15 protein-coding genes are annotated in these 18717 nt (G+C 67.7%); 11 read left to right on the top strand and 4 right to left on the bottom strand.

The window, feature by feature from the left end:
- Positions 1-151 precede the first annotated feature (151 nt).
- Complete coding sequence (locus ACFXI3_RS41245; protein ID WP_378407138.1) at positions 152-748, top strand: LysE family transporter; 597 nt, start codon at positions 152-154, stop codon at positions 746-748.
- On the opposite strand, the gene ACFXI3_RS41240 is transcribed toward ACFXI3_RS41245, so the two are convergent.
- Positions 745-1749, bottom strand: a complete 1005-nt coding sequence (locus tag ACFXI3_RS41240) for a LacI family DNA-binding transcriptional regulator (RefSeq protein ID WP_378407136.1) — start codon at positions 1747-1749, stop codon at positions 745-747. The genes ACFXI3_RS41245 and ACFXI3_RS41240 overlap by 4 nt on opposite strands.
- Before the next feature lie 203 nt (positions 1750-1952).
- Between ACFXI3_RS41240 and ACFXI3_RS41235 the strand changes: the two genes are divergently transcribed.
- The 6 genes from ACFXI3_RS41235 (at position 1953) to ACFXI3_RS41210 (ending at position 9811) form a co-directional block, all read left to right on the top strand.
- On the top strand, positions 1953-3029 hold the full coding sequence (locus tag ACFXI3_RS41235; protein WP_344269018.1) for an ABC transporter substrate-binding protein: 1077 nt from the start codon (positions 1953-1955) through the stop codon (positions 3027-3029).
- Entirely contained in the window at positions 3029-4606 is a 1578-nt protein-coding gene (locus ACFXI3_RS41230; protein ID WP_378407133.1) for a sugar ABC transporter ATP-binding protein, read from the top strand. The genes ACFXI3_RS41235 and ACFXI3_RS41230 overlap by 1 nt, the downstream gene beginning before the upstream one ends.
- Positions 4578-5537 (top strand): ABC transporter permease, encoded by a 960-nt coding sequence (locus ACFXI3_RS41225; protein WP_344269012.1) that lies wholly within the window; start codon positions 4578-4580, stop codon positions 5535-5537. The genes ACFXI3_RS41230 and ACFXI3_RS41225 overlap by 29 nt, the downstream gene beginning before the upstream one ends.
- On the top strand, positions 5534-6517 hold the full coding sequence (locus tag ACFXI3_RS41220; protein ID WP_344269009.1) for an ABC transporter permease: 984 nt from the start codon (positions 5534-5536) through the stop codon (positions 6515-6517). The genes ACFXI3_RS41225 and ACFXI3_RS41220 overlap by 4 nt, the downstream gene beginning before the upstream one ends.
- 52 nt (positions 6518-6569) lie before the next feature.
- The gene (locus ACFXI3_RS41215; RefSeq protein ID WP_378407131.1) at positions 6570-9059 is read left to right on the top strand and encodes a LamG-like jellyroll fold domain-containing protein; all 2490 of its coding nucleotides are present in this window, start codon (positions 6570-6572) and stop codon (positions 9057-9059) included.
- Positions 9060-9172: 113 nt separating this feature from the next.
- Positions 9173-9811 (top strand): hypothetical protein, encoded by a 639-nt coding sequence (locus ACFXI3_RS41210; RefSeq protein WP_378407129.1) that lies wholly within the window; start codon positions 9173-9175, stop codon positions 9809-9811.
- Here ACFXI3_RS41210 and ACFXI3_RS41205 read toward each other — a convergent pair.
- Entirely contained in the window at positions 9785-10210 is a 426-nt protein-coding gene (locus ACFXI3_RS41205; protein ID WP_344269000.1) for a PGPGW domain-containing protein, read from the bottom strand. The two genes, ACFXI3_RS41210 and ACFXI3_RS41205, sit on opposite strands and share 27 nt — an antisense overlap.
- Positions 10211-10335: 125 nt before the next feature.
- Between ACFXI3_RS41205 and ACFXI3_RS41200 the strand changes: the two genes are divergently transcribed.
- Together ACFXI3_RS41200 and ACFXI3_RS41195 are read left to right on the top strand one after the other, a co-directional pair.
- The gene (locus ACFXI3_RS41200; RefSeq protein ID WP_378407127.1) at positions 10336-10989 is read left to right on the top strand and encodes a GNAT family N-acetyltransferase; all 654 of its coding nucleotides are present in this window, start codon (positions 10336-10338) and stop codon (positions 10987-10989) included.
- 1 nt (position 10990) lies between these two features.
- On the top strand, positions 10991-11611 hold the full coding sequence (locus ACFXI3_RS41195; RefSeq protein ID WP_378407125.1) for a class I SAM-dependent methyltransferase: 621 nt from the start codon (positions 10991-10993) through the stop codon (positions 11609-11611).
- Here the strand turns inward: ACFXI3_RS41195 and ACFXI3_RS41190 are convergent.
- Together ACFXI3_RS41190 and ACFXI3_RS41185 are read right to left on the bottom strand one after the other, a co-directional pair.
- Entirely contained in the window at positions 11608-12213 is a 606-nt protein-coding gene (locus ACFXI3_RS41190; RefSeq protein ID WP_344268991.1) for an FMN reductase, read from the bottom strand. The two genes, ACFXI3_RS41195 and ACFXI3_RS41190, sit on opposite strands and share 4 nt — an antisense overlap.
- 30 nt (positions 12214-12243) lie before the next feature.
- On the bottom strand, positions 12244-13338 hold the full coding sequence (locus ACFXI3_RS41185) for an LLM class flavin-dependent oxidoreductase (protein WP_344268988.1): 1095 nt from the start codon (positions 13336-13338) through the stop codon (positions 12244-12246).
- A gap of 241 nt (positions 13339-13579) precedes the next feature.
- Between ACFXI3_RS41185 and ACFXI3_RS41180 the strand changes: the two genes are divergently transcribed.
- The gene (locus ACFXI3_RS41180; RefSeq protein WP_344268984.1) at positions 13580-15631 is read left to right on the top strand and encodes a DNA topoisomerase IV subunit B; all 2052 of its coding nucleotides are present in this window, start codon (positions 13580-13582) and stop codon (positions 15629-15631) included.
- A gap of 32 nt (positions 15632-15663) precedes the next feature.
- Positions 15664-18153 carry a DNA topoisomerase (ATP-hydrolyzing) subunit A gene (locus ACFXI3_RS41175; protein WP_378407122.1) on the top strand — a complete coding sequence of 830 codons (2490 nt, stop codon included), beginning with the start codon at positions 15664-15666 and terminating at the stop codon, positions 18151-18153.
- The last annotated feature ends 564 nt before the right edge of the window (positions 18154-18717 follow it).

Raw genomic sequence — 18717 nt, 5'->3', positions numbered from 1 at the left:
TGGCACGGCGGAAATTCAGTTGCCCAGTCCCGATCGGACAGCCGAGTATTCCCGCCATGACCACCGAACCCGCGCGCCGTCCCCCGTCCCGCTGTCTTGCCTCCCGCGGCAAGCAGCAGACGGCTCAGGAAGGGACTAGCCAGGCCGTCCGATGAGCGCCGCGCTGGTCGCGGGGCTTGTTGCCGGGTACGGGATCGCCATGCCGGTCGGTGCGATCGGCGTGTATCTGGTCGAGCTCACCGCGCGCACGTCGTGGCGGGTCGGGGCGGCCGCGGCGATGGGCGTGGCCACCGCGGACGGCGTCTACGCCGTTCTCGCCACCACCGGCGGTGCCGCGCTGGCCCCGCTGCTCGCCCCGATCACCACTCCCCTGCGCTTGACCTCCGCGGTCGCCCTGTTCCTGCTCGCCGCGTGGACGGCGGTCCGAGCTATCCGGCGTTATCGATCCGCCGAAACTCCTTTGCTGGCAACGGAACCACACCCGCTAAAAGCATACGCGACACTGCTCGGCCTGACCCTGCTCAACCCGACCACCATCATCTACTTCACCGCACTCGTCCTCGGCGAACGACCGGCGAACGGCACCGTGTTCGCCGCCGCCGCGTTCGCCGCTTCGGCCAGCTGGCAACTGCTACTGGCCATCGGCGGCGCGTTGCTCGGACGCGGCCTCACCGGTCCGCGCGGACGGCTCGGCACCGCTTTGCTGTCCAGCGCGGTGATCCTCGTGCTGGCGGCGCGACTGCTCTAGGAAACGACCGTACTTTCCCTTACCTCCAGGGAAAACGGCGGCTGCACCGAACGCGGCGCGGCGCTCTCGGTACCGGCAAGGCGGCTGTGGATCAGGTCGATCGCGGCCTCGGCGATGGCCGCCTTGTCCGGCGAGATCGTGGTGAGCGCGGGCAGGCTGAACGCGCTCTCCTCGGTGTTGTCGAAGCCGACGATCGCGATGTCGTCGGGCACCCGAAGACCGTGCTCGGCCGCCGAGCGCAACGCGCCGACGGCCAGCAGGTCGTTGAAGCAGAACACCGCGTCCGGCGGTTCTTCCTGTGTCAGCAAGCGTTTCATCGCCGCGGCACCCTCGGCGCGGTGATACTTCGCCACCGGCTCCACCAAGGAATCCGCCGACGGCAAACCAGCGTCCGCCAGCGCGGCCCGATAACCGGCGAGCCGCAGCGACGACGTCCCGCGCTGGGGATTCGCGCCGATAGCGGCGATCCGGCGACGGCCGAGCGAAACCAGGTGCGACACCGCGACGTGCGCGGCCCGCACGTTGTCGATCGCCACCCGGTCGAGCGCGACGTCCACCGCATGCTCGCCGAGCAGCACCAGCGGGATTTTCCCTTCCGCCGCAGGGAAATCGTCTGCTTCGAGCGCTTCGGGATGCACCAGGGCACCGTCTACTAAATGCGGACCCAGTGAGTCCACAGTGGCCCGTTCCCGGTCACGAGTCCCTTGCGTCTGCTCGATCAGCACGCTCCACCCGCGGCGCTGCGCGGCGGTGATCACCAGCCCGGCCATCTCGCCGAAGTACGGAATGCTCAGCTCCGGAACCATCAACGCCAGGAACCCGGTCCGCCCGCGCCGCAGGTTGCGCGCGCCGACATTCGGCCGGTACCCGGTCGCGGCCAGTGCTTCTTCGACGCGCCGCCGGTTCTCCGGCTTCACGAACGCGTAGCCGTTCACCACGTTCGACACGGTTTTCACCGAAACGCCCGCCAGCGTAGCGACGTCCTTCAGGGTCACGGCCACGCTGACTCCTCATCTCGTCCGCCCAGAGCCCATCACGAGCCCGCGAGGCTTCCGGCACCAGCCCCGACGACCACGTAGTGTAGCGACGTTTTGCCTGTTTACAACGTTGTTCCAACGATGTAAAAATAGCCGGAGCTCAGCGGGGTGACGGGCGTCACGCCGCCGAGCGGGTTGCCCCAGTCGTCGGCTGCGAGGAGTCCGCCGTGTCCCCGTCCGTCCCTGCCCGCTTCGCTCTGGTCGCCGGCGCCGCCACGGCACTCGTGCTCGCCGGCTGCACCAGCCGCGAGGAAACCCCGGCCGCGCAAAGCAACGGCTCCGGCCCGGCCGCCTCGGCCGCGTCCGCCGCGCCGAGCGCCGACGGCTGCACCATCGACAAGACCGGATACCCGAAGCTCGACCCGAAGACGGCGATCGTCGGCTTCTCCCAGTCGGAGAAAGAGGCGAACCCGTTCCGGATCGCCGAGACGCAATCCATCCGCAGCGAGGCGGGCAAGCTCGGCATCCCGGCCGACCACCTGCTCACCACGAACGCGCAGAGTGACCTCAACAAGCAGATCTCGGACATCAAATCGCTGCTGGACCGGGGCGCGCAGCTGCTCATCGTGGCCCCGCTGAACTCCGACGGCCTGCAGCCCGCGCTCGACGCGGCGAAGGCGAAGAAGGTCCCGGTGGTCACCATCGACCGGCAGGTCACGTCGAAGGCGTGCACCGATTACCTGACCTTCATCGGGTCCAACTTCATCGAACAGGGCCACCGCGCGGCCGCCTCGCTGGCGAAGGCGACCGGCGGCAACGGCAAGGTCGCGATCCTGCTCGGATCCTCGGGCAACAACGTGACCACCGACCGCACCAAGGGCTTCAAGGACGAACTCGCGAAGACGCCCGGCCTGACCGTGGTCGCCGAGCAGACCGGCGAGTTCGACCGGTCCAAGGGACAGTCGGTGATGGAACAGCTGATCCAGAGCCATCCGGACCTCACCGCCGTGTACGCGGAGAACGACGAGATGGGCATCGGCGCGGTCAACGCGCTCAAGACCGCGGGCAAGAACCCCGGCAAGGACGTGAAGGTCGTGTCCGTCGACGGCACGCGCAACGCGGTGCAGCTGATCGTGGACGGCAGCTACAACGCGGTCATCGAGTCGAACCCGCGGTTCGGGCAGCTGGCGTTCCAGACGCTGCAGCAGTTCGAGGACGGCAAGCCGATCCCGCCGAGCATCGTCATCACCGACGACTCCTACGACGAATCGAACGCGGCCCAGAAGGTCGGGAACGCGTACTGATGACGAGCACGGCCGACACCGAGGTGGCGACCATGACCGCACCAGTGCTCGAGGTGACCGGGGTGACCAAGCGGTTCCCCGGCACCGTGGCCCTCGACGACGTCTCCTTCAGCCTGCGCCGCGGCGAAGTCCACGCGCTGGTCGGGGAAAACGGCGCGGGCAAGTCCACTTTGATCAAAGTCCTCACCGGCGTGTACCGGCCGGACGAGGGCGAGGTCCGCCACCTCGGCGAGCCGGTCGATTTCCGCAAGCCGATCGACGCGCAGCGCGCCGGGATCTCCACCATCTACCAGGAGGTCAACCTCGTCCCGCTGATGAGCGTGGCGAGCAACGTCTTCCTCGGCCGGGAACCGCGCACCCGCACCGGGTTGGTGGACTGGTCGGCGATGAACGAGCAGGCGCGCGAACTGCTCAGCGGTTATGGGATCGACACCGATGTGCGACGTCCATTGCACACGCTCGCGGTCGGGGCGCAGCAGATGGTCGCGCTGGCCCGCGCAGTGTCCACAAAGGCCGGTGTAGTCGTGATGGACGAGCCGACCTCGTCGCTCGAACCGCGCGAAGTGGACACCCTGTTCGAGGTGTTAGCCCGGTTGCACGCCGACGACATCTCGGTGCTCTACGTGAGCCACCGGATGGACGAGCTGTATCGGGTGTGCGACAGCGTCACGGTGTTGCGCGACGGCCGCGTGGTCCACAGTGGACCTCTGAAGCCGTTGCCGCGCATTGAACTGGTGTCGATGATGCTCGGCCGGGAGATCCGGCAGATCCGCGCTGAAGGCGTCACCGCGTTCGGCGAGGAGCATCATGCGGAGAAGGAACCGTTGCTGCAGGCCTCTCATTTATCCGGCGGGAACAAGCTGCACGACGTTTCGGTGAGTGTCCGGCCGGGCGAGGTTGTCGGCCTGGCTGGGCTTCTCGGGTCTGGCCGGAGCGAAACTGCGCGAGCCGTCGTAGGGGCGTTCCCGCTCGACGGCGGCACCGTACTGATAGCCGGAAAGCCGTTGAAGCGCGGGAAGATCTCCGCCGCGATGCGAGCCGGGATCGCGTTGCTGGCCGAGGATCGCAAGGCGGACGGGATCATTCCGAACCTGTCCGTGCGCGAGAACATCGTGCTCGCCGCGCTGCCGCGACTGTCCACTTTCGGCTTCGTCAGCCGGTCCAAACAGGACCGGGTGGTGAAGAAGTTCATGGAACGGTTGCGGATCAAGGCGTCCAGCCCGGAGCAGAAGGTGTCCGAGCTGTCCGGCGGCAACCAGCAGAAGGTGCTGCTGGCGCGCTGGCTCGCTACCGGTCCGAAAGTGCTGCTGCTGGACGAACCAACGCGCGGCATCGACGTCGGAGCCAAGGCCGAGGTGCAGGCGCTCATCGACGAACTGGCCCAGGACGGGCTCGGCGTCCTGCTGATTTCGTCCGAACTGGAAGAGATTCTCGACGGCGCGGACCGGGTGGTCGTGCTGCGCGACGGCAGCGTCGCCACCGAACTGGCCGGCGACGCGGTCACCGAGGACAACGTGCTGGCGGCCATCGCCGCAGGGGGTGACAACGATGTCGACGGCGACACTGACGAGACCTGACCGCGCCCGCGTCACGAGCTGGCTGCAGAACTACGGTGTGTACCTGGCCGTGGTCGTGCTGCTGCTGTTCAACATCGCGTTCACGCAGAACTTCCTCTCCGCGGCCAACTTCCGCACGCAACTGGTGCAGGCCGCACCCGTGTGCATCGTCGCGCTCGGCATGGCGCTGGTGATCGGCACCGAGGGCATCGACCTGTCGGTCGGTTCGGTGATGTCGGTCGCCGCCGCACTCGTCCCGCTGTATCTCGGCGCGGGCCCGCTGATGGTGATCGTGGTCGCGCTGATCGCCGGGGTCGCTTCCGGGCTGTTCAGCGGATTTCTGGTGGCGCAGCTCGGTATTCAGCCGATCATCGCGACGCTGGCCTTACTGGTCGGCGGTCGCGGGCTAGCGCTGGTGATCGCGCACGGACAGCTGGTGCAGCTGCACAACCCGGACTTCCTCGCGCTCGGCACCGGCGACGTCCTCGGCGTGCCGATCATGGTCCTCGTGGCCGCGGTTCTCTCCGTGCTGGCCGGATTGCTGGTGCGGCGCACCACGTTTGGCCGGCACCTGGTCGCAGTCGGCGGCAACCGTCCTGCTGCGACACTCGCCGGGCTGCCGGTGAAACGCGTCCTGATCGGCGTGTACGCCATGTCCGGCGCGTTGGCGGCAATCGCTGGCGTGCTGTCCACCGCACGACTCGCGGCGAGCGATCCCAACGATCTCGGCCTGCTGATGGAGCTTTCCGCGATCACCGCGGTGGTAGTCGGCGGAACTCCGCTCACCGGCGGCCGCGTGCGCGTGCTCGGCACGGTGTTCGGCGCGTTGCTCATGCAATTGGTGCACGCCACGCTGATCAAGCACAACCTGCCCGATTCCGCCGCGCAAATGGTGCAGGCCGCCATCATCGTCGCCGCGGTGTACGTCGCCCGGGAACGGAGCACGCGATGATCGCGACCACCGCCGCCCCGCCATCAGAACGGGGTGCCGCGTTCGCCGCAGTCCTGCAACGCCAAGGCGCGGCCGTAGTACTCGTGCTGGGCGTGGCCGCCGCGTGGTTTGCCTTCCCGCGCTTCGGGTCTGCGGACAATCTGCGTGATCTCGCGTTGCAAAGTTCGTTCCTGGCAGTGATCGCGCTGGGCATGACTTTTGTGATCATCTCCGGCGGGATCGATTTGTCCGTTGGATCGGTGTACGCGCTCGGCGGCGTGCTGGCCGCGTACGGCTCTCGCTACGGCCTGGTCGTCGCGATCCTGCTGCCCTTGGTCGTTTGTGGACTGATCGGGTTCATCAACGGTCTTCTCATTGCCCGCACGAAAATGGCGCCGTTCATCGTCACGCTCGCGTCGTTGTTGTTCGCTCGCGGGCTCTTGCTGGCCTTGACCAACGAGGGCGCGACAACGTACAAAGTGGAGCCGGGATCGGCGTTGCTCTGGCTGGGGCAAGGCAAGATCTTCGGCGTCGGCGTACCGGTGTACCTCGCTTTGGTCCTTTTCGGACTCGGCGGGCTGCTGCTGCGCCGCACCCGGTTCGGCCAGTCGGTCTTCGCGCTCGGCGGCTCGGAACAGTCCGCGTTGCTGATGGGTCTTCCGGTGGCCCGCACCAAAATCACCCTCTACGCGCTCAGCGGCACGCTCGCCGGATTCGCCGGCGTGCTCACCGCGGCGTATCTGCAATCGGGCGTCACCGTGCTCGGCGTCGGCACGGAACTGGACGCGATCTCCGTCGTGGTCATCGGCGGAACGCTGCTCACCGGCGGCGCGGGAACCGTCGTCGGCACGCTCGTCGGCGTGCTGCTGAAGACGCTGATCCAGAACGTCATCAACCAGGTCGGCACTCTCGATTCCAACTACCAGACGGTGGTCAGCGGCGCGTTCCTGCTGGTCGTCGTCGTGATCCAGCGGCTGCTGGCCCGTTCCCGCCGATCCTGAACCCCGTGCAGTTCCATCCGCGCTGATCCACCTGTTAGTAGGAGGTTCGACGATGGTCCGTCCTGCCCGCAGACCCGGCCGTTTGGCCACGGTGGCCGCCGCGCTCGCCGTGGCCGTTTCCGGGTTGTCGAGTGTCCCCGCCGCCGCGGCAGATCCGCCGCAATGGCAACGCCTCACCCCTCCCCTGACCACCCCCTGGACCAACCAGGTTTCGCCGAGCAACGCCCTTCCGGAATACCCGCGCCCGCAGCTGACCCGCGACAACTGGCAGAACCTCAATGGCGTCTGGGAATTCTCCGCCGCCAAACCGGGCGATTCGCCGCCGATCAACCGCAGTCTCGACGAACGCATTCTCGTGCCTTACCCGGTCGAATCGGCGTTGTCGGGAATCATGCGGCACGAAACGTCGATGTGGTACCGGCGGACGTTCCAGGTGCCGAAGAACTGGCACGTCGGCGGCCGAGACCAGCGGCTGATCCTGCACTTCCAGGCGGTCGACTACGACACCACGGTGTGGGTCAACGGCCACCAGGTCGCCCGCCACACCGGCGGTTACGACGCGTTTTCCGCGGATGTCACCAATGCGCTGACCACCGGGAAAGACCAGGAAGTCGTCGTCGGCGTCACGGATCCGAATGACGCGGGCGGGCAACCGCTCGGCAAGCAACGCAAACCCGGCGACGGAATCTTCTACACCCCGTCGTCCGGAATCTGGCAAACCGTCTGGATGGAACCGGTGACCCCGGCCTACATCTCCAAAGTGGACACCACGCCGGACGTCGCCAGCGGTTCGGTGACCGTCAACGCCGTCGTGGGCGGACCGGTGAAGCAACGCGTGGAAGCCGTCGCCTACGACCACGGCCGCGTCGTCGGCCGCGTGTCCGGACCGGCGAACACTCCGTTGAAGCTCAAGGTGAACCGGCCGCATCTGTGGACGCCGGACGATCCGTTCCTGTACGACCTGCGCGTCTCACTGTCCTCTGGGGACAGTGTCGGCTCGTACTTCGGCCTGCGGTCGGTTTCCGTCGGCAAGACCGCGGACGGCAAGCAGCGGATGATGCTCAACGGCAAGTTCGTGATGCAACTCGGCCCACTGGACCAAGGTTTCTGGCCGGACGGCATCTACACCGCGCCCACCGACGCCGCGCTGAAGTTCGACCTGGAGCAGGAAAAGGCGCTCGGGTTCAACATGGTGCGCAAGCACATCAAGGTCGAACCCGACCGCTGGTACTACTACGCGGACAAACTCGGGCTCATGGTGTGGCAGGACATGCCCGCGATGAAGGACGACATCGAGGCGACGCCCGCGTCCCAGGCGAACTTCGAATCCGAACTGCACCGGATGATCGACCAGCACCGCAGTTTCCCGTCGATCGTCACCTGGGTGCCGTTCAACGAGGGCTGGGGCGACTACGCCGTCGGCCGGATCGCCGACCAGGTCAAGGCCTGGGACCCGACGCGGCTCGTGGACGCCGAGTCGGGCGTGAACTGCTGCCGGTCCGAACCGGACAGCGGGCGCGGCGATCTCTACGACGATCACACCTACACCGGCCCCGGAACCCCGGTGCCGGACGCAACCCGAGCCGCGGTCGACGGCGAGTACGGCGGCCTGGGTCTGAAGGTCGACGGACACCAGTTCGACCCGGCCGGCAGCTTCGCCTACGAGATGGAACCGGACAGCGCCACGCTCACCCGGCGCTACGGCGAACTCCAGCAACGCCTGCTGCTAGCCGGACGGCAATGCGGGGTGTCGGCGGGCGTGTACACGCAGACCACCGACGTGGAGAAGGAGGTCAACGGCTTCTTCACCTACGACCGTCAGGTGAAGAAGATGGACTTCGCCGCCGTCCGCGCCGCGAACCTGTCGGTGATCAAGGGTGTTGACGGTTCGCCGCAACAGGGTCCGGTGATCCCGCCAGGCACTCCCGGCATCGACGGAATCGCCGCGTATCCGTTCGACGAGAACAGCGGCACCACCGCGGCCGACACCGTGGGCCACCACGACGCGACGCTCGTCGGCGGCGCTTCCTGGACCGCCGGGCACAGCGGTTCGGCCCTCGCGGTGAACGGCTCCGGCCAGTACGCCGACACCGGTGCCGCGCTCGCGAAGACCGACCTGAGCTACAGCGTCGCGGCGTGGGTGAAGTTCAACGCGGTCGGCGACGGTTTCCAGACCGTGGTGAGCCAGGACGGCAACGACCACAGCGCGTTCTTCCTGCAGTACTCCGGCGCGGACCACAAGCTGGCGTTCAGCTTCGTCGGCACGCGGGCGCTCGCGCCGATGACGCCGGAGGCCGGACGCTGGTACCACCTGGTCGGTGTCCGCGACGCCGCTACCGGGCAGCTCGCGCTGTACGTGGACGGTCAGCTCGCTGCGTCGAAGAGCGTCTGTCTCGGCGAGGCGTCCACCGGGCACACGGTGATCGGGCGCGGGAAGTACGGCGGGAACCCGGTCGACTTCCTGAACGGGGCAGTTGACCAGGTGCACGTGTACGACCGAGCGCTGTCCGCGGCGGAGGTGGCGAAGCTTTACGCCTCCTGACGCCTGCTGAACCGAGCGCCTGGACCTGTGAGTCGCGCAGGTCCAGGCGCTTTTATTTCCCCGGCCCCGATACCATTCCCCGGCCCCGACACCGAGCCCCGAGGAGCCCAGCCGTGCCATCCGCCCCGCCGGACGAACTGGCTCCCACCGGCACCCGCCGCCGCCTCGCACGAGCAGCGACGGAGGTGCTCGCCCCCTGGGTGTGGGTGCTCGGCCTGCCGCTCGTGGTCGCCTGGCAGGTCACCGGCCATCAACTCGGCGAAGCCGTGCTGTGGGGCCTGATCGTGGGCATCACCGGTTCGCTGATCCCGATGGCGGTCATCGTGCGCGGCGCGAAACGCGGGAAGTGGGACAGCCACCACGTCACCAACCGCGCCGGGCGGCTCGTGCCGTTCGCCGCGTGCATCGGCTCCCTCGCGCTGGGATTCGTGGTGCTGCTCGTCGGCTCCGCGCCGCACGAGATGATCGCGCTGGCCGCCGCTGAGCTGGCCTGTCTGGTCGTCGCGCTGGCGGTGACTTTTGGGCTGAAGTTCAAGATCTCGATGCACGCCATGGTTGCCGCTGGGTCGACTGTGATGCTGATGAAGGTCTGCCACCCCTGGCTCGCCTTGCTTTTCCTTGCGGTGGCGTGGGTTTGCTGGTCGCGCGTCGAGCTGAAAGACCACACCGTCGCGCAGGTGACCATTGGCGCGGTGGCTGGCGTCGTGATCGGCGGGGGCGGCTATCTAGGGCTTGCCGCCTTGCTCGCCTGAGACTCGCTTCGCCCGCACCCGCCGGTAACTCCAGATCAGCAGCGCGAACAGAATCAAGCTGGAGAGAATCAGGCTCGTCCCGGTGCTCCACCCGCTCAGCGGAAGGGAGCGCACCGTCCCCCACACGATGCCCGCGGCCAGCAGCGCGAGCCCGGCCAGCACGGAACCGGCGATCCGCCACGGCGAAGACACGCTTTCCTCGGCGGCTTGCATCGCCCGGGTCCGCACCGGGTCGACAAATCGCTGCAGCGCCGGGAACTCCGAGGCCAGCACGAGCAATCCGGCGAGCACGAGCAGCAATCCCGGTCCCGGCAGCACGAGCAGCACGACCCCGACGATCACCAGCGCCCCGCCGACGACCGACAGGAGCACCCGGCGCACTGGCTTGCCCAATCCCATCGGGTCAGTGTGCCGTCCGGCTCGCAGTGCTGCCAGGCGAAACCTTGCCGGACTGTCCATACTGGACCCCCGTCCTCGCGACGGAGCGCGCGTTTTTGTCGGTGCTGAATGCTTAGCTGCTCAGCGTGGTCGAATCGCTGCCTGACCTCATCCTCCGCTGGCAGGCGGGATGGGGCGCATCCCGAGGCTTCCGTCCTGCCGAACAAGCCCGAGGCGGGCTGCACGTCCTGGTCGGACAACCGGGTCGGCACCGCGAGATCGTCGCGCTGTCCGCCGAACCCGAGGTCCTGCGCAGTCTTGCCAACGAGGCGGCCACTGCTTCGCGCCCGACCTGGCTGACCGTGCCGACCAACCGGCCCGAGTCGGTCGAGGCGATCGTGCGCGAGGCCGGTCTGAAGCTGCGAGACGAACGCGAAGCGCTCATGACCATTCCGTTGCGCCGACATCCACGGCGTCCGGCTCCGCCGCCCTACACCTGCGAAACCGCCCTGAACGGAACGGTGTGCGAAACCGTGCTGAGGCATCCCTCGGGGGTCGCGGCGCGCGGAACCATGGCCGTGGTCGGCACGGACGCAATCGCGGACCGGATCGCCACCGAGCCCGAGCATCGCCGCCGCGGTCTCGGCAGCGTCGTGATGAGCGCGCTCGCGGAAAGCTCCGTGGCGCACGGCGCGACCACCGGGATTCTCATCGCCACCGCGGATGGTCAACAGCTGTATTCAGCGCTGGGCTGGACCACGCGCGCCACCGTCCTCATCGCCCAGACCCCGGCAGGCTGACATGGAATGGCTCACCGACACCCGGACTTCGTACGACACCGTCGCGGAGGACTACGCCGTCTTCGTCCGTGACGCGCTCGGCAAACAGCCGTATCTGCTTGCCGCACTGGGGTTATTCGCCGAACAGGTCAGCGACGGCCCCGTCGCCGACGTCGGCTGCGGCCCCGGCCAAGTGACGGCCTATCTGAACGGCCTGGGCGTCACCGCGTACGGCATCGACCTGTCCCCCGGCATGATCGAGGTCGCCCGGCGCGACTACCCCGCGCTGCGATTCGAAGTCGGCTCGATGACCGACCCGCTGCCCACCGCTTCGCTGGCCGGGATCGTGGCGTGGCAGTCGGTCATCCACCTGCCGGACGACCTGGTCCCGGACGTCTTCGCGAACTTCCGCCAGGCCCTGCGTCCCGGCGGACTGCTCCAGCTGCTGTTCCACGTCGGCGACGAAACCCGGCTCAAAACCGAAGGCTACGGCGGCCACCCGATGAAACTCCAGGTGCACCGCCGCCCACGGGAACGCATGACGAACTGGCTGCGCGACGCCGGGTTCACCGTCGAGGCCGAACTGCTCCTCGATCCGGAAACCCCGGCGCCGCAAGCGATCTTGACTGCCAGGAGCCGTTAATGACCAGCCAGCAGCTGCTCGAAAGACACCGACGCGTACTCGTCATCCGGCTTCGCCTCAGGCGCTGCCGCGACCAGCTGCGCCAGCTCGCGACCAGCCCGCTCCACGCGTTGCTGCAACGCACCGGTCGCCTCGACGCTGCCCCAGTCCGACGACGCCGCGTACACGCCCGTCGCAACCACTGCCGCGCGAAGGTAAGCGAAGAGCGGCCGCAACGCGAAGTCGAGCGCGAGCGAATGCCGTTCCGTACCGCCCGTGGCGGCGAGCAGCACCGGCTTGCCGTCGAGCGCTTCCTTGTCCAGCACGTCGAAGAACGATTTGAACAGCCCGCTGTAGGAAGCGGTGAACACCGGCGTCACGGCGATCAGGCCGTCCGCGCGCGTCACGGTGTCGATCACTTCCCGCAGCTGCGGACTGGGAAACCCGGTGAGCATGTTGTTGGTGACGTCCACCGCGATGTCGCGGAGTTCGAACACCTTCACCGTCACGTCGTCGTCGACCAAGGCGGCGCGGGTGGCCTCGGCCAGCCGGTCGGCCAGCAGCCGCGTCGACGACGGCTGGCTCAGCCCCGCGGTGACCACGGCGATAGTGCGTGCAGTCATGACCTCTCCACTAAGTCAGGCGAACCCAGGTCAAGCGGTGACGGACTGGGCTTCGCGAGCCGCCTTGAGCGATTCGTGCGTGGGTGCGTCCGGCACGTGCGCCGGGCGCTTGGCTTCCAGCTCCTTGCGCAGCACCGGCACGACCTCTTCGCCGAGCAGGTCGAGCTGCTCCAGCACGGTCTTCAGCGGAAGGCCGGCGTGGTCCATCAGGAACAGCTGGCGCTGGTAGTCGCCGAAGTGCTCGCGGAAGGTCAGCGTCTTGTCGATGACCTCCTGCGGGCTGCCGACGGTCAGCGGCGTCTGCTCGGTGAAGTCCTCCAGCGACGGGCCGTGCCCGTACACCGGCGCGTTGTCGAAGTAGGGCCGGAACTCGTTCCACGCGTCCTGCGACTTGGGCCGGATGAACGCCTGCCCGCCGAGCCCGACGATGGCCTGGTCGGCCTTGCCGTGCCCGTAGTGCTCGAAGCGCTGCCGGTAGAACGCGATCAGCTGCTGGAAGTGCGAGGTCGGCCAGAAGATGTGGTTCGCGAAGAACCCGTCGCCGTAGTAAGCGGCCTGTTCGGCGATCTCCGGGCTGCGGATCGAACCGTGCCAGACGAACGGCGGCACGCCGTCGAGCGGGCGCGGAGTCGAGGTGAAGCCCTGCAGCGGGGTGCGGAACTTGCCCTGCCAGTCGACGACCTCCTCGCGCCAGAGCTGGTGCAGCAGCGCGTAGTTCTCGACAGCCAGCGGGATGCCCTCGCGGATGTCCTTGCCGAACCACGGGTAGACCGGGCCGGTGTTGCCGCGGCCCATCATCAGGTCGAGCCGCCCGTCGGCCAGGTGCTGCAGCATGGCGTAGTCCTCGGCCAGCCGCACCGGGTCGTTGGTGGTGATGAGGGTGGTCGACGTCGAGAGGACGATCTTCTTTGTCTGCGCCGCGATGTTCGAGAGCAGCACCGTGGGGTTCGCCGGCGCGGCGAACGGCGGGTTGTGGTGCTCTCCGACGGCGAAGACGTCGAGGCCGACCTCTTCGGCCTTGAGCGCGATCTTGACCATCGCCTTGATGCGCTCGTGCTCCGAGGGCGTGACGCCCGTGGTGGGGTCGGTCGTGACGTCGCCCACCGAGAAGATTCCGAACTGCATGACCGCTCCCTAGCCGGTTGCTTCTTACCTTGCTTGTCGGCACAACTACTCGCGTGGAAGATGTATTCCAACAGGACTATACCGGTGACCTGGGACACGCTGCCGGACCCCATCGGGGGCGCAGCGGCCAGATCCTGTCGGGGGGTGCGGATATCCTGCAGTACGGTGACGGCCCGGGGCCCCTGCTCCGGCCGCCTGTTTGCCCACCGAACAGCTCGCCTCGATCCGGGAGAACGACCTCGTGACCGCTGAGACTCTGTACGGGGCCGATGACCTGACCCACCTCGAGGGACTCGAGGCGGTTCGCAAGCGCCCCGGGATGTACATCGGCTCCACCGACAGCCGAGGCATCAACCACCTCTTCTCCGAGGTCGTCGACAACTCCACCGACGAGGGCGTGGCGGGCCACGCCTCGCGCATCGTCGTCACGCTGCACGGCGACGGCAGCGTCCAGGTGGACGACGACGGCCGCGGCATTCCCACCGGCGTGCACGCCAAATCCGGCCTTTCCGGCGTCGAACTGGTGCTGACCCGGCTGCACGCCGGCGGCAAGTTCGGCGGCTCCGGGTACAAGACGTCGGGCGGCCTGCACGGCGTCGGAGCCTCGGCGGTGAACGCGCTGTCGCACCGCTTCGACGTCACGGTGAAGCAGGACGGCAAGGTCCACCAGATGTCGTTCGCGCACGGCGTGCCCGGCGTGTTCGACGGCCCCGGAGCCAAGGCGAAGTTCACCCGCCGCTCCGGGCTCAACCTCGTCGGCAAGATGAAGCGCGGCGAGCGCAGCGGAACGTCGATCCGCTACTGGTACGACGCGCGGTACTTCGAGACCGGCGCGGTGCTGGACGTGGAAGGCGTGCGGGCGAAGCTGCGCAACACCGCGTTCCTCGTGCCAGGCGTCACGTACGTGCTGCGCACCACGTTCGAGGACACCATCAACGAGGAGACCTTCCACTTCCCGAACGGGTTGTCGGACATGGTCGACTTCCTCGCCCCGGACAGCGAAAAACCCGTCTGCGGCACGCTGATGATCACCGGCGAGGGCACGTACAAGGAAAACGCGGCGGACGCCAACGGCGTCATGCAGTCCAATGTGGAGCGACACGCCGAGGTCGAGGTCGCGCTGCGCTGGGGCACCGGCTACGAGCGCACCGTGGAGTGCTTCACCAACACGATCCGCAACGTGCACGGCGGCACCCACCGGCGCGGGTTCGACCGCGCGGTCACCCGCGCGCTGCAGGACGTGATCGGCAAGACGCGCGGGCTGCTCAAGGCGAAGGAAGACCCGCCGACCACCGAGGACGTGCTGGAAGGCATGACCGCGGTGATCCACGTCCGGCTGCCGGAGCCGCAGTTCACCTCGCAGACCAAGGACGAACTGTCCACCGCGGGCATCACGCGCGTCATCCAGGGCATAGTCGACAAGCAGCTGCGCGCCTGGACCGAGGACCGGAAAACCAAGTCCGAGGCCAAGATCGTGCTGCAGAAGGTGGTCGACGCGGCGCGCGTGCGGCTCACCCAGAAACAGCAGAAAGACGCCGCCCGGCGCAAGACCGCGCTCGAGGGCGCGGCGATGCCGCCGAAGCTGGTCGACTGCCGCACCACCGGCGTCTCGCGCAGCGAGCTGTTTCTGGTGGAGGGCGACAGCGCGCTCGGCTCAGCGCGCATGGCGCGGGTGTCGGAGTACCAGGCGCTGCTGCCGTTGCGCGGCAAGATCCTCAACGTGCAGAAGGCGTCGCTCGGCGACACGCTGAAGAACGCCGAGATCGCGTCGATCGTGCAGGTGCTCGGCGCGGGCACCGGCCGCACGTTCGACCTGTCGACGATGCGCTACGGCCGGGTGATCCTGATGGCGGACGCGGATGTCGACGGTTCGCACATCCGCACGCTGCTGATCACGCTGTTCGCGAAGTACATGCGCCCGGCGATCGAGGACGGCCGGCTGTACGCGGCCATGCCGCCGCTGCACAAGATCACCACGAAGGGCCGCGGTTCGGAGACCATCTTCACCTTCACCCAGCGCGAGATGGAGCAGAAGGTCGCCGAACTCGAAGCGGCGGGCAAGACGGTCGTCACGCCGGTGCCGCGGTTCAAGGGCCTCGGCGAGATGGACGCCGACGAGCTGTGGGAAACCACGATGAACCCGGCGACGCGCTCGGTCCGGCGGATCACGCTGGAGGACGTCGAGGCCGCGGAGCTGGCGCTGGAACTGCTGATGGGCGAGAAGGTCGAGCCGCGGCGCAACTGGCTGGTCGAATCGTCCGACCGCGTCGACCGCGACGCCATCGACGTCTGAGTTTTCCGTTCGTTCCCAAGGAGTTGTGAGCCATGGCTCGCCGTAGCAAGACCCCGGTGACCCGGGTCGACCCGAGCGCGTTCGACTCGCCGGGCGCGCAGGTCTTCGACAACCCGCTGAAGACGGAGATCGAAGACTCGTACCTGGAGTACGCGTACTCGGTGATCCACTCGCGCGCCCTCCCGGACGCGCGGGACGGTCTGAAGCCGGTGCACCGCCGGATCCTGTTCTCGATGAACGAGAACGGCTACCGCCCGACGCACGCGTACGTGAAGTCGTCGCGCGTGGTCGGCGACGTCATGGGCAAGTACCACCCGCACGGCGACGTGGCGATTTACGACGCGATGGTCCGGCTCGCTCAGGACTTCTCGATGAACGCCCCGCTCATCGACGGGCACGGAAACTTCGGTTCCCCGGACGACGGACCGGCCGCGAGCCGATACACCGAGGCCCGGATGTCCCCCGAAGCGATGCTGCTCGTCGGCGAACTCGGCGAGGACACCGTCGACTTCCGCCCGAACTACGACGGTTCGCTCGAAGAGCCTTCGGTGCTCCCCGCCGCGTACCCGAACCTGCTGGTCAACGGCACGTCCGGGATCGCGGTCGGCATGGCGACCAACATGATCCCGCACAACCTCGGCGAGGTGATCGGCGCCGCGCGGTGGCTGATCAACCATCCGAACGCCACGCTCGACAAGCTGATGGAGTACGTCCCCGGCCCCGACCTGCCCACCGGCGGCAGCCTGCTGGGCCTGGACGAGGTCCGCAAGGCGTACGAAACCGGCCGCGGCGTAGTCCGGATGCGCGCGAACGTCGAGACCGGCCCGCTGGAGGGCAGCCGCGGACGGCAGGCCATCACGGTCACCGAGCTGCCGTACGGCGTCGGCCCGGAGAAGGTGATCGAGAAGATCACCGACGAGGTCAACAAGTCCAAGCGGCTCACCGGAATCGCGGACGTCAAGGACCTCACCGACCGCGAGAACGGCACGCGGCTCGTCATCGAGTGCAAGGTGGGCGTCAACCCGCAGGCGCTGCTGGCGGATTTGTATCGCCTCACGCCGCTGGAGCAGTCGTTCGGCATCAATAATCTGGTGCTCGTCGACGGACAGCCGCAGACGCTCGGCCTGAAGGCGCTGCTGGAGGTCTTCCTGCGGCACCGCTACGAGGTCGTCACGCGGCGCACGCGCTACCGCCGCCGCAAGCGCGAAGAACGCCTGCACCTGGTCGACGGTCTCTTGGTCGCGCTGCTGAACATCGACAAGGTCATCCGGCTGATCCGCGAAAGCGAAAACGCGGCCGCCGCGAAGGACGGCCTGATGACGAAGTTCAAGCTGTCCGAGATCCAGGCGACCTACATCCTCGACACTCCGCTGCGCCGCCTGACGAAGTACGACCGGCTGGAGCTGGAAAACGAGCAGGACAAGCTTCGTGCGGAGATCGCCGAGCTGACCACGATCCTCGAGGACGAGTCGGTCCTGAAGAAGCTCGTCTCGACGGAGCTGGCGAAGATCGCCAAGGACTTCCCCACCGAACGCCGCACCCGCCTCATCGACGGCGACCTGAAGGAAGTCCTGGCCGCCTCGAAGCCGTCCGGCCCGCTGGAAGTCGCCGACGACCCGTGCCAGGTGATCCTCTCGGCCACCGGCCTGGTCGCCCGCACGGCAGCGGAATCCGAAGAGGCGTCAGAAGTCCGCCGCCGCAACGGCCGAGTCAAACACGATGCTGTATCGGCCGTCGTGCACACCACCGCGCGCGGCCAAGTGCTGCTGGTGACCAGCCGAGGCCGCGCCTTTAAGACTGATGTCCTACCGCTGCCGGTGCTCCCAGAACAAGCAGGCACAGTGTCGCTGCGCGGCGGGATGGCAGCAAAAGAGTTGGTACCGCTCGAAAAGGGCGAACGCGTCGTAGGCATCGCCCCGCTCGGCGAGCAAGCAGGAGACTCGCCAGGCCTGGCCATCGGCACCCGCGCCGGCGTCGTAAAGGTCTGCGCCCCAGACTGGCCAGTGCGGTCGGACGAGTTCGAGATCATCACCCTCAAGACGGGCGATGAAGTCGTAGGCGCGACCTGGCTGACGGACGGAAACGAAACCCTGGCCTTCGTCTCGTCGGACTCGTCCCTGCTGCGTTTCGCCGCAAGCCTGATCCGCCCGCAAGGCACCAAGAGCGGCGGCATGGCAGGAGTGAAACTGTCCGCGAACAACACCGCCGTCTTCTTCGGCGCCATCCGCACCGACGACGAAGAACACGGCGAACCGATGGTCGTCACCGCGACGGGCCAGAGCGTGAAGGTCACGCCCTTCAGCGAATACCCCGCCAAGGGCCGAGCCACCGGCGGCGTGCGAACCCACCGGTTCCTCAAGGGAGAAACCCAAGTACAAGTCGCCTGGATCGGCCCGCGTCCCGCAGGCGCGAGCCGCACCGGCGACCCCGTGGAACTCCCCGAAATCGACCTCCGCCGCGACGGCTCAGGCCACGCCCACCCCGGCCCGGAAGTAGTAGGCCACCTCATCGAACGCGGCTAGCAACTCGACGCGCAGGTGCCGGTCCAGCACGCACAGTCGAACCCGCCCGCCGCCGTCCGTGGGGACCCCCTGAGGGACTCTGATTCCCTCAGGGGTCCCCTCACGACCCGCCGAGCTCCATGAGGGCCCCCTCACAGCCCGCCGATGTCCATGAGTGCCCCCTCACGGACTTCTCAAGGTGCCCTTCACGGACCGCCCCACCCCCACCGCGACGCAACCAATGTGGCGTTCGGTGCGTCGCACGCACCCAACGCCACATTGGGATCTTCTCAGCAACGCGACCGAGTTCGTTGCATCGATACTGGCCAGGGAGACGCGGAGCACCGCCCGACGAGACAAGCTGCGTCACTCGCCAGGCAGAAGGTCCGTCAGCCTGGCACCGCGCACCAGGCCCATCGACTGAGTCTAGAACCCACGCGCGACTAAGAAACCTCATCGGGGCGCAAGCCCCAAACCGCACCGATGCACCCAACCATCGAGGCACCCACCCCACCCCCGCACCCCGATACGAAGCCAAAAACGCGGCGCGGGGGTGCTTGTCAAGGCATCTTTCCCGCCTTGACA

It is taken from the genome of Amycolatopsis sp. NPDC059235, from assembly GCF_042754125.1.
In the GTDB taxonomy this organism is placed as follows: domain Bacteria; phylum Actinomycetota; class Actinomycetes; order Mycobacteriales; family Pseudonocardiaceae; genus Amycolatopsis; species Amycolatopsis albidoflava.
This window is presented reverse-complemented; position numbering and strand designations above follow the sequence as displayed.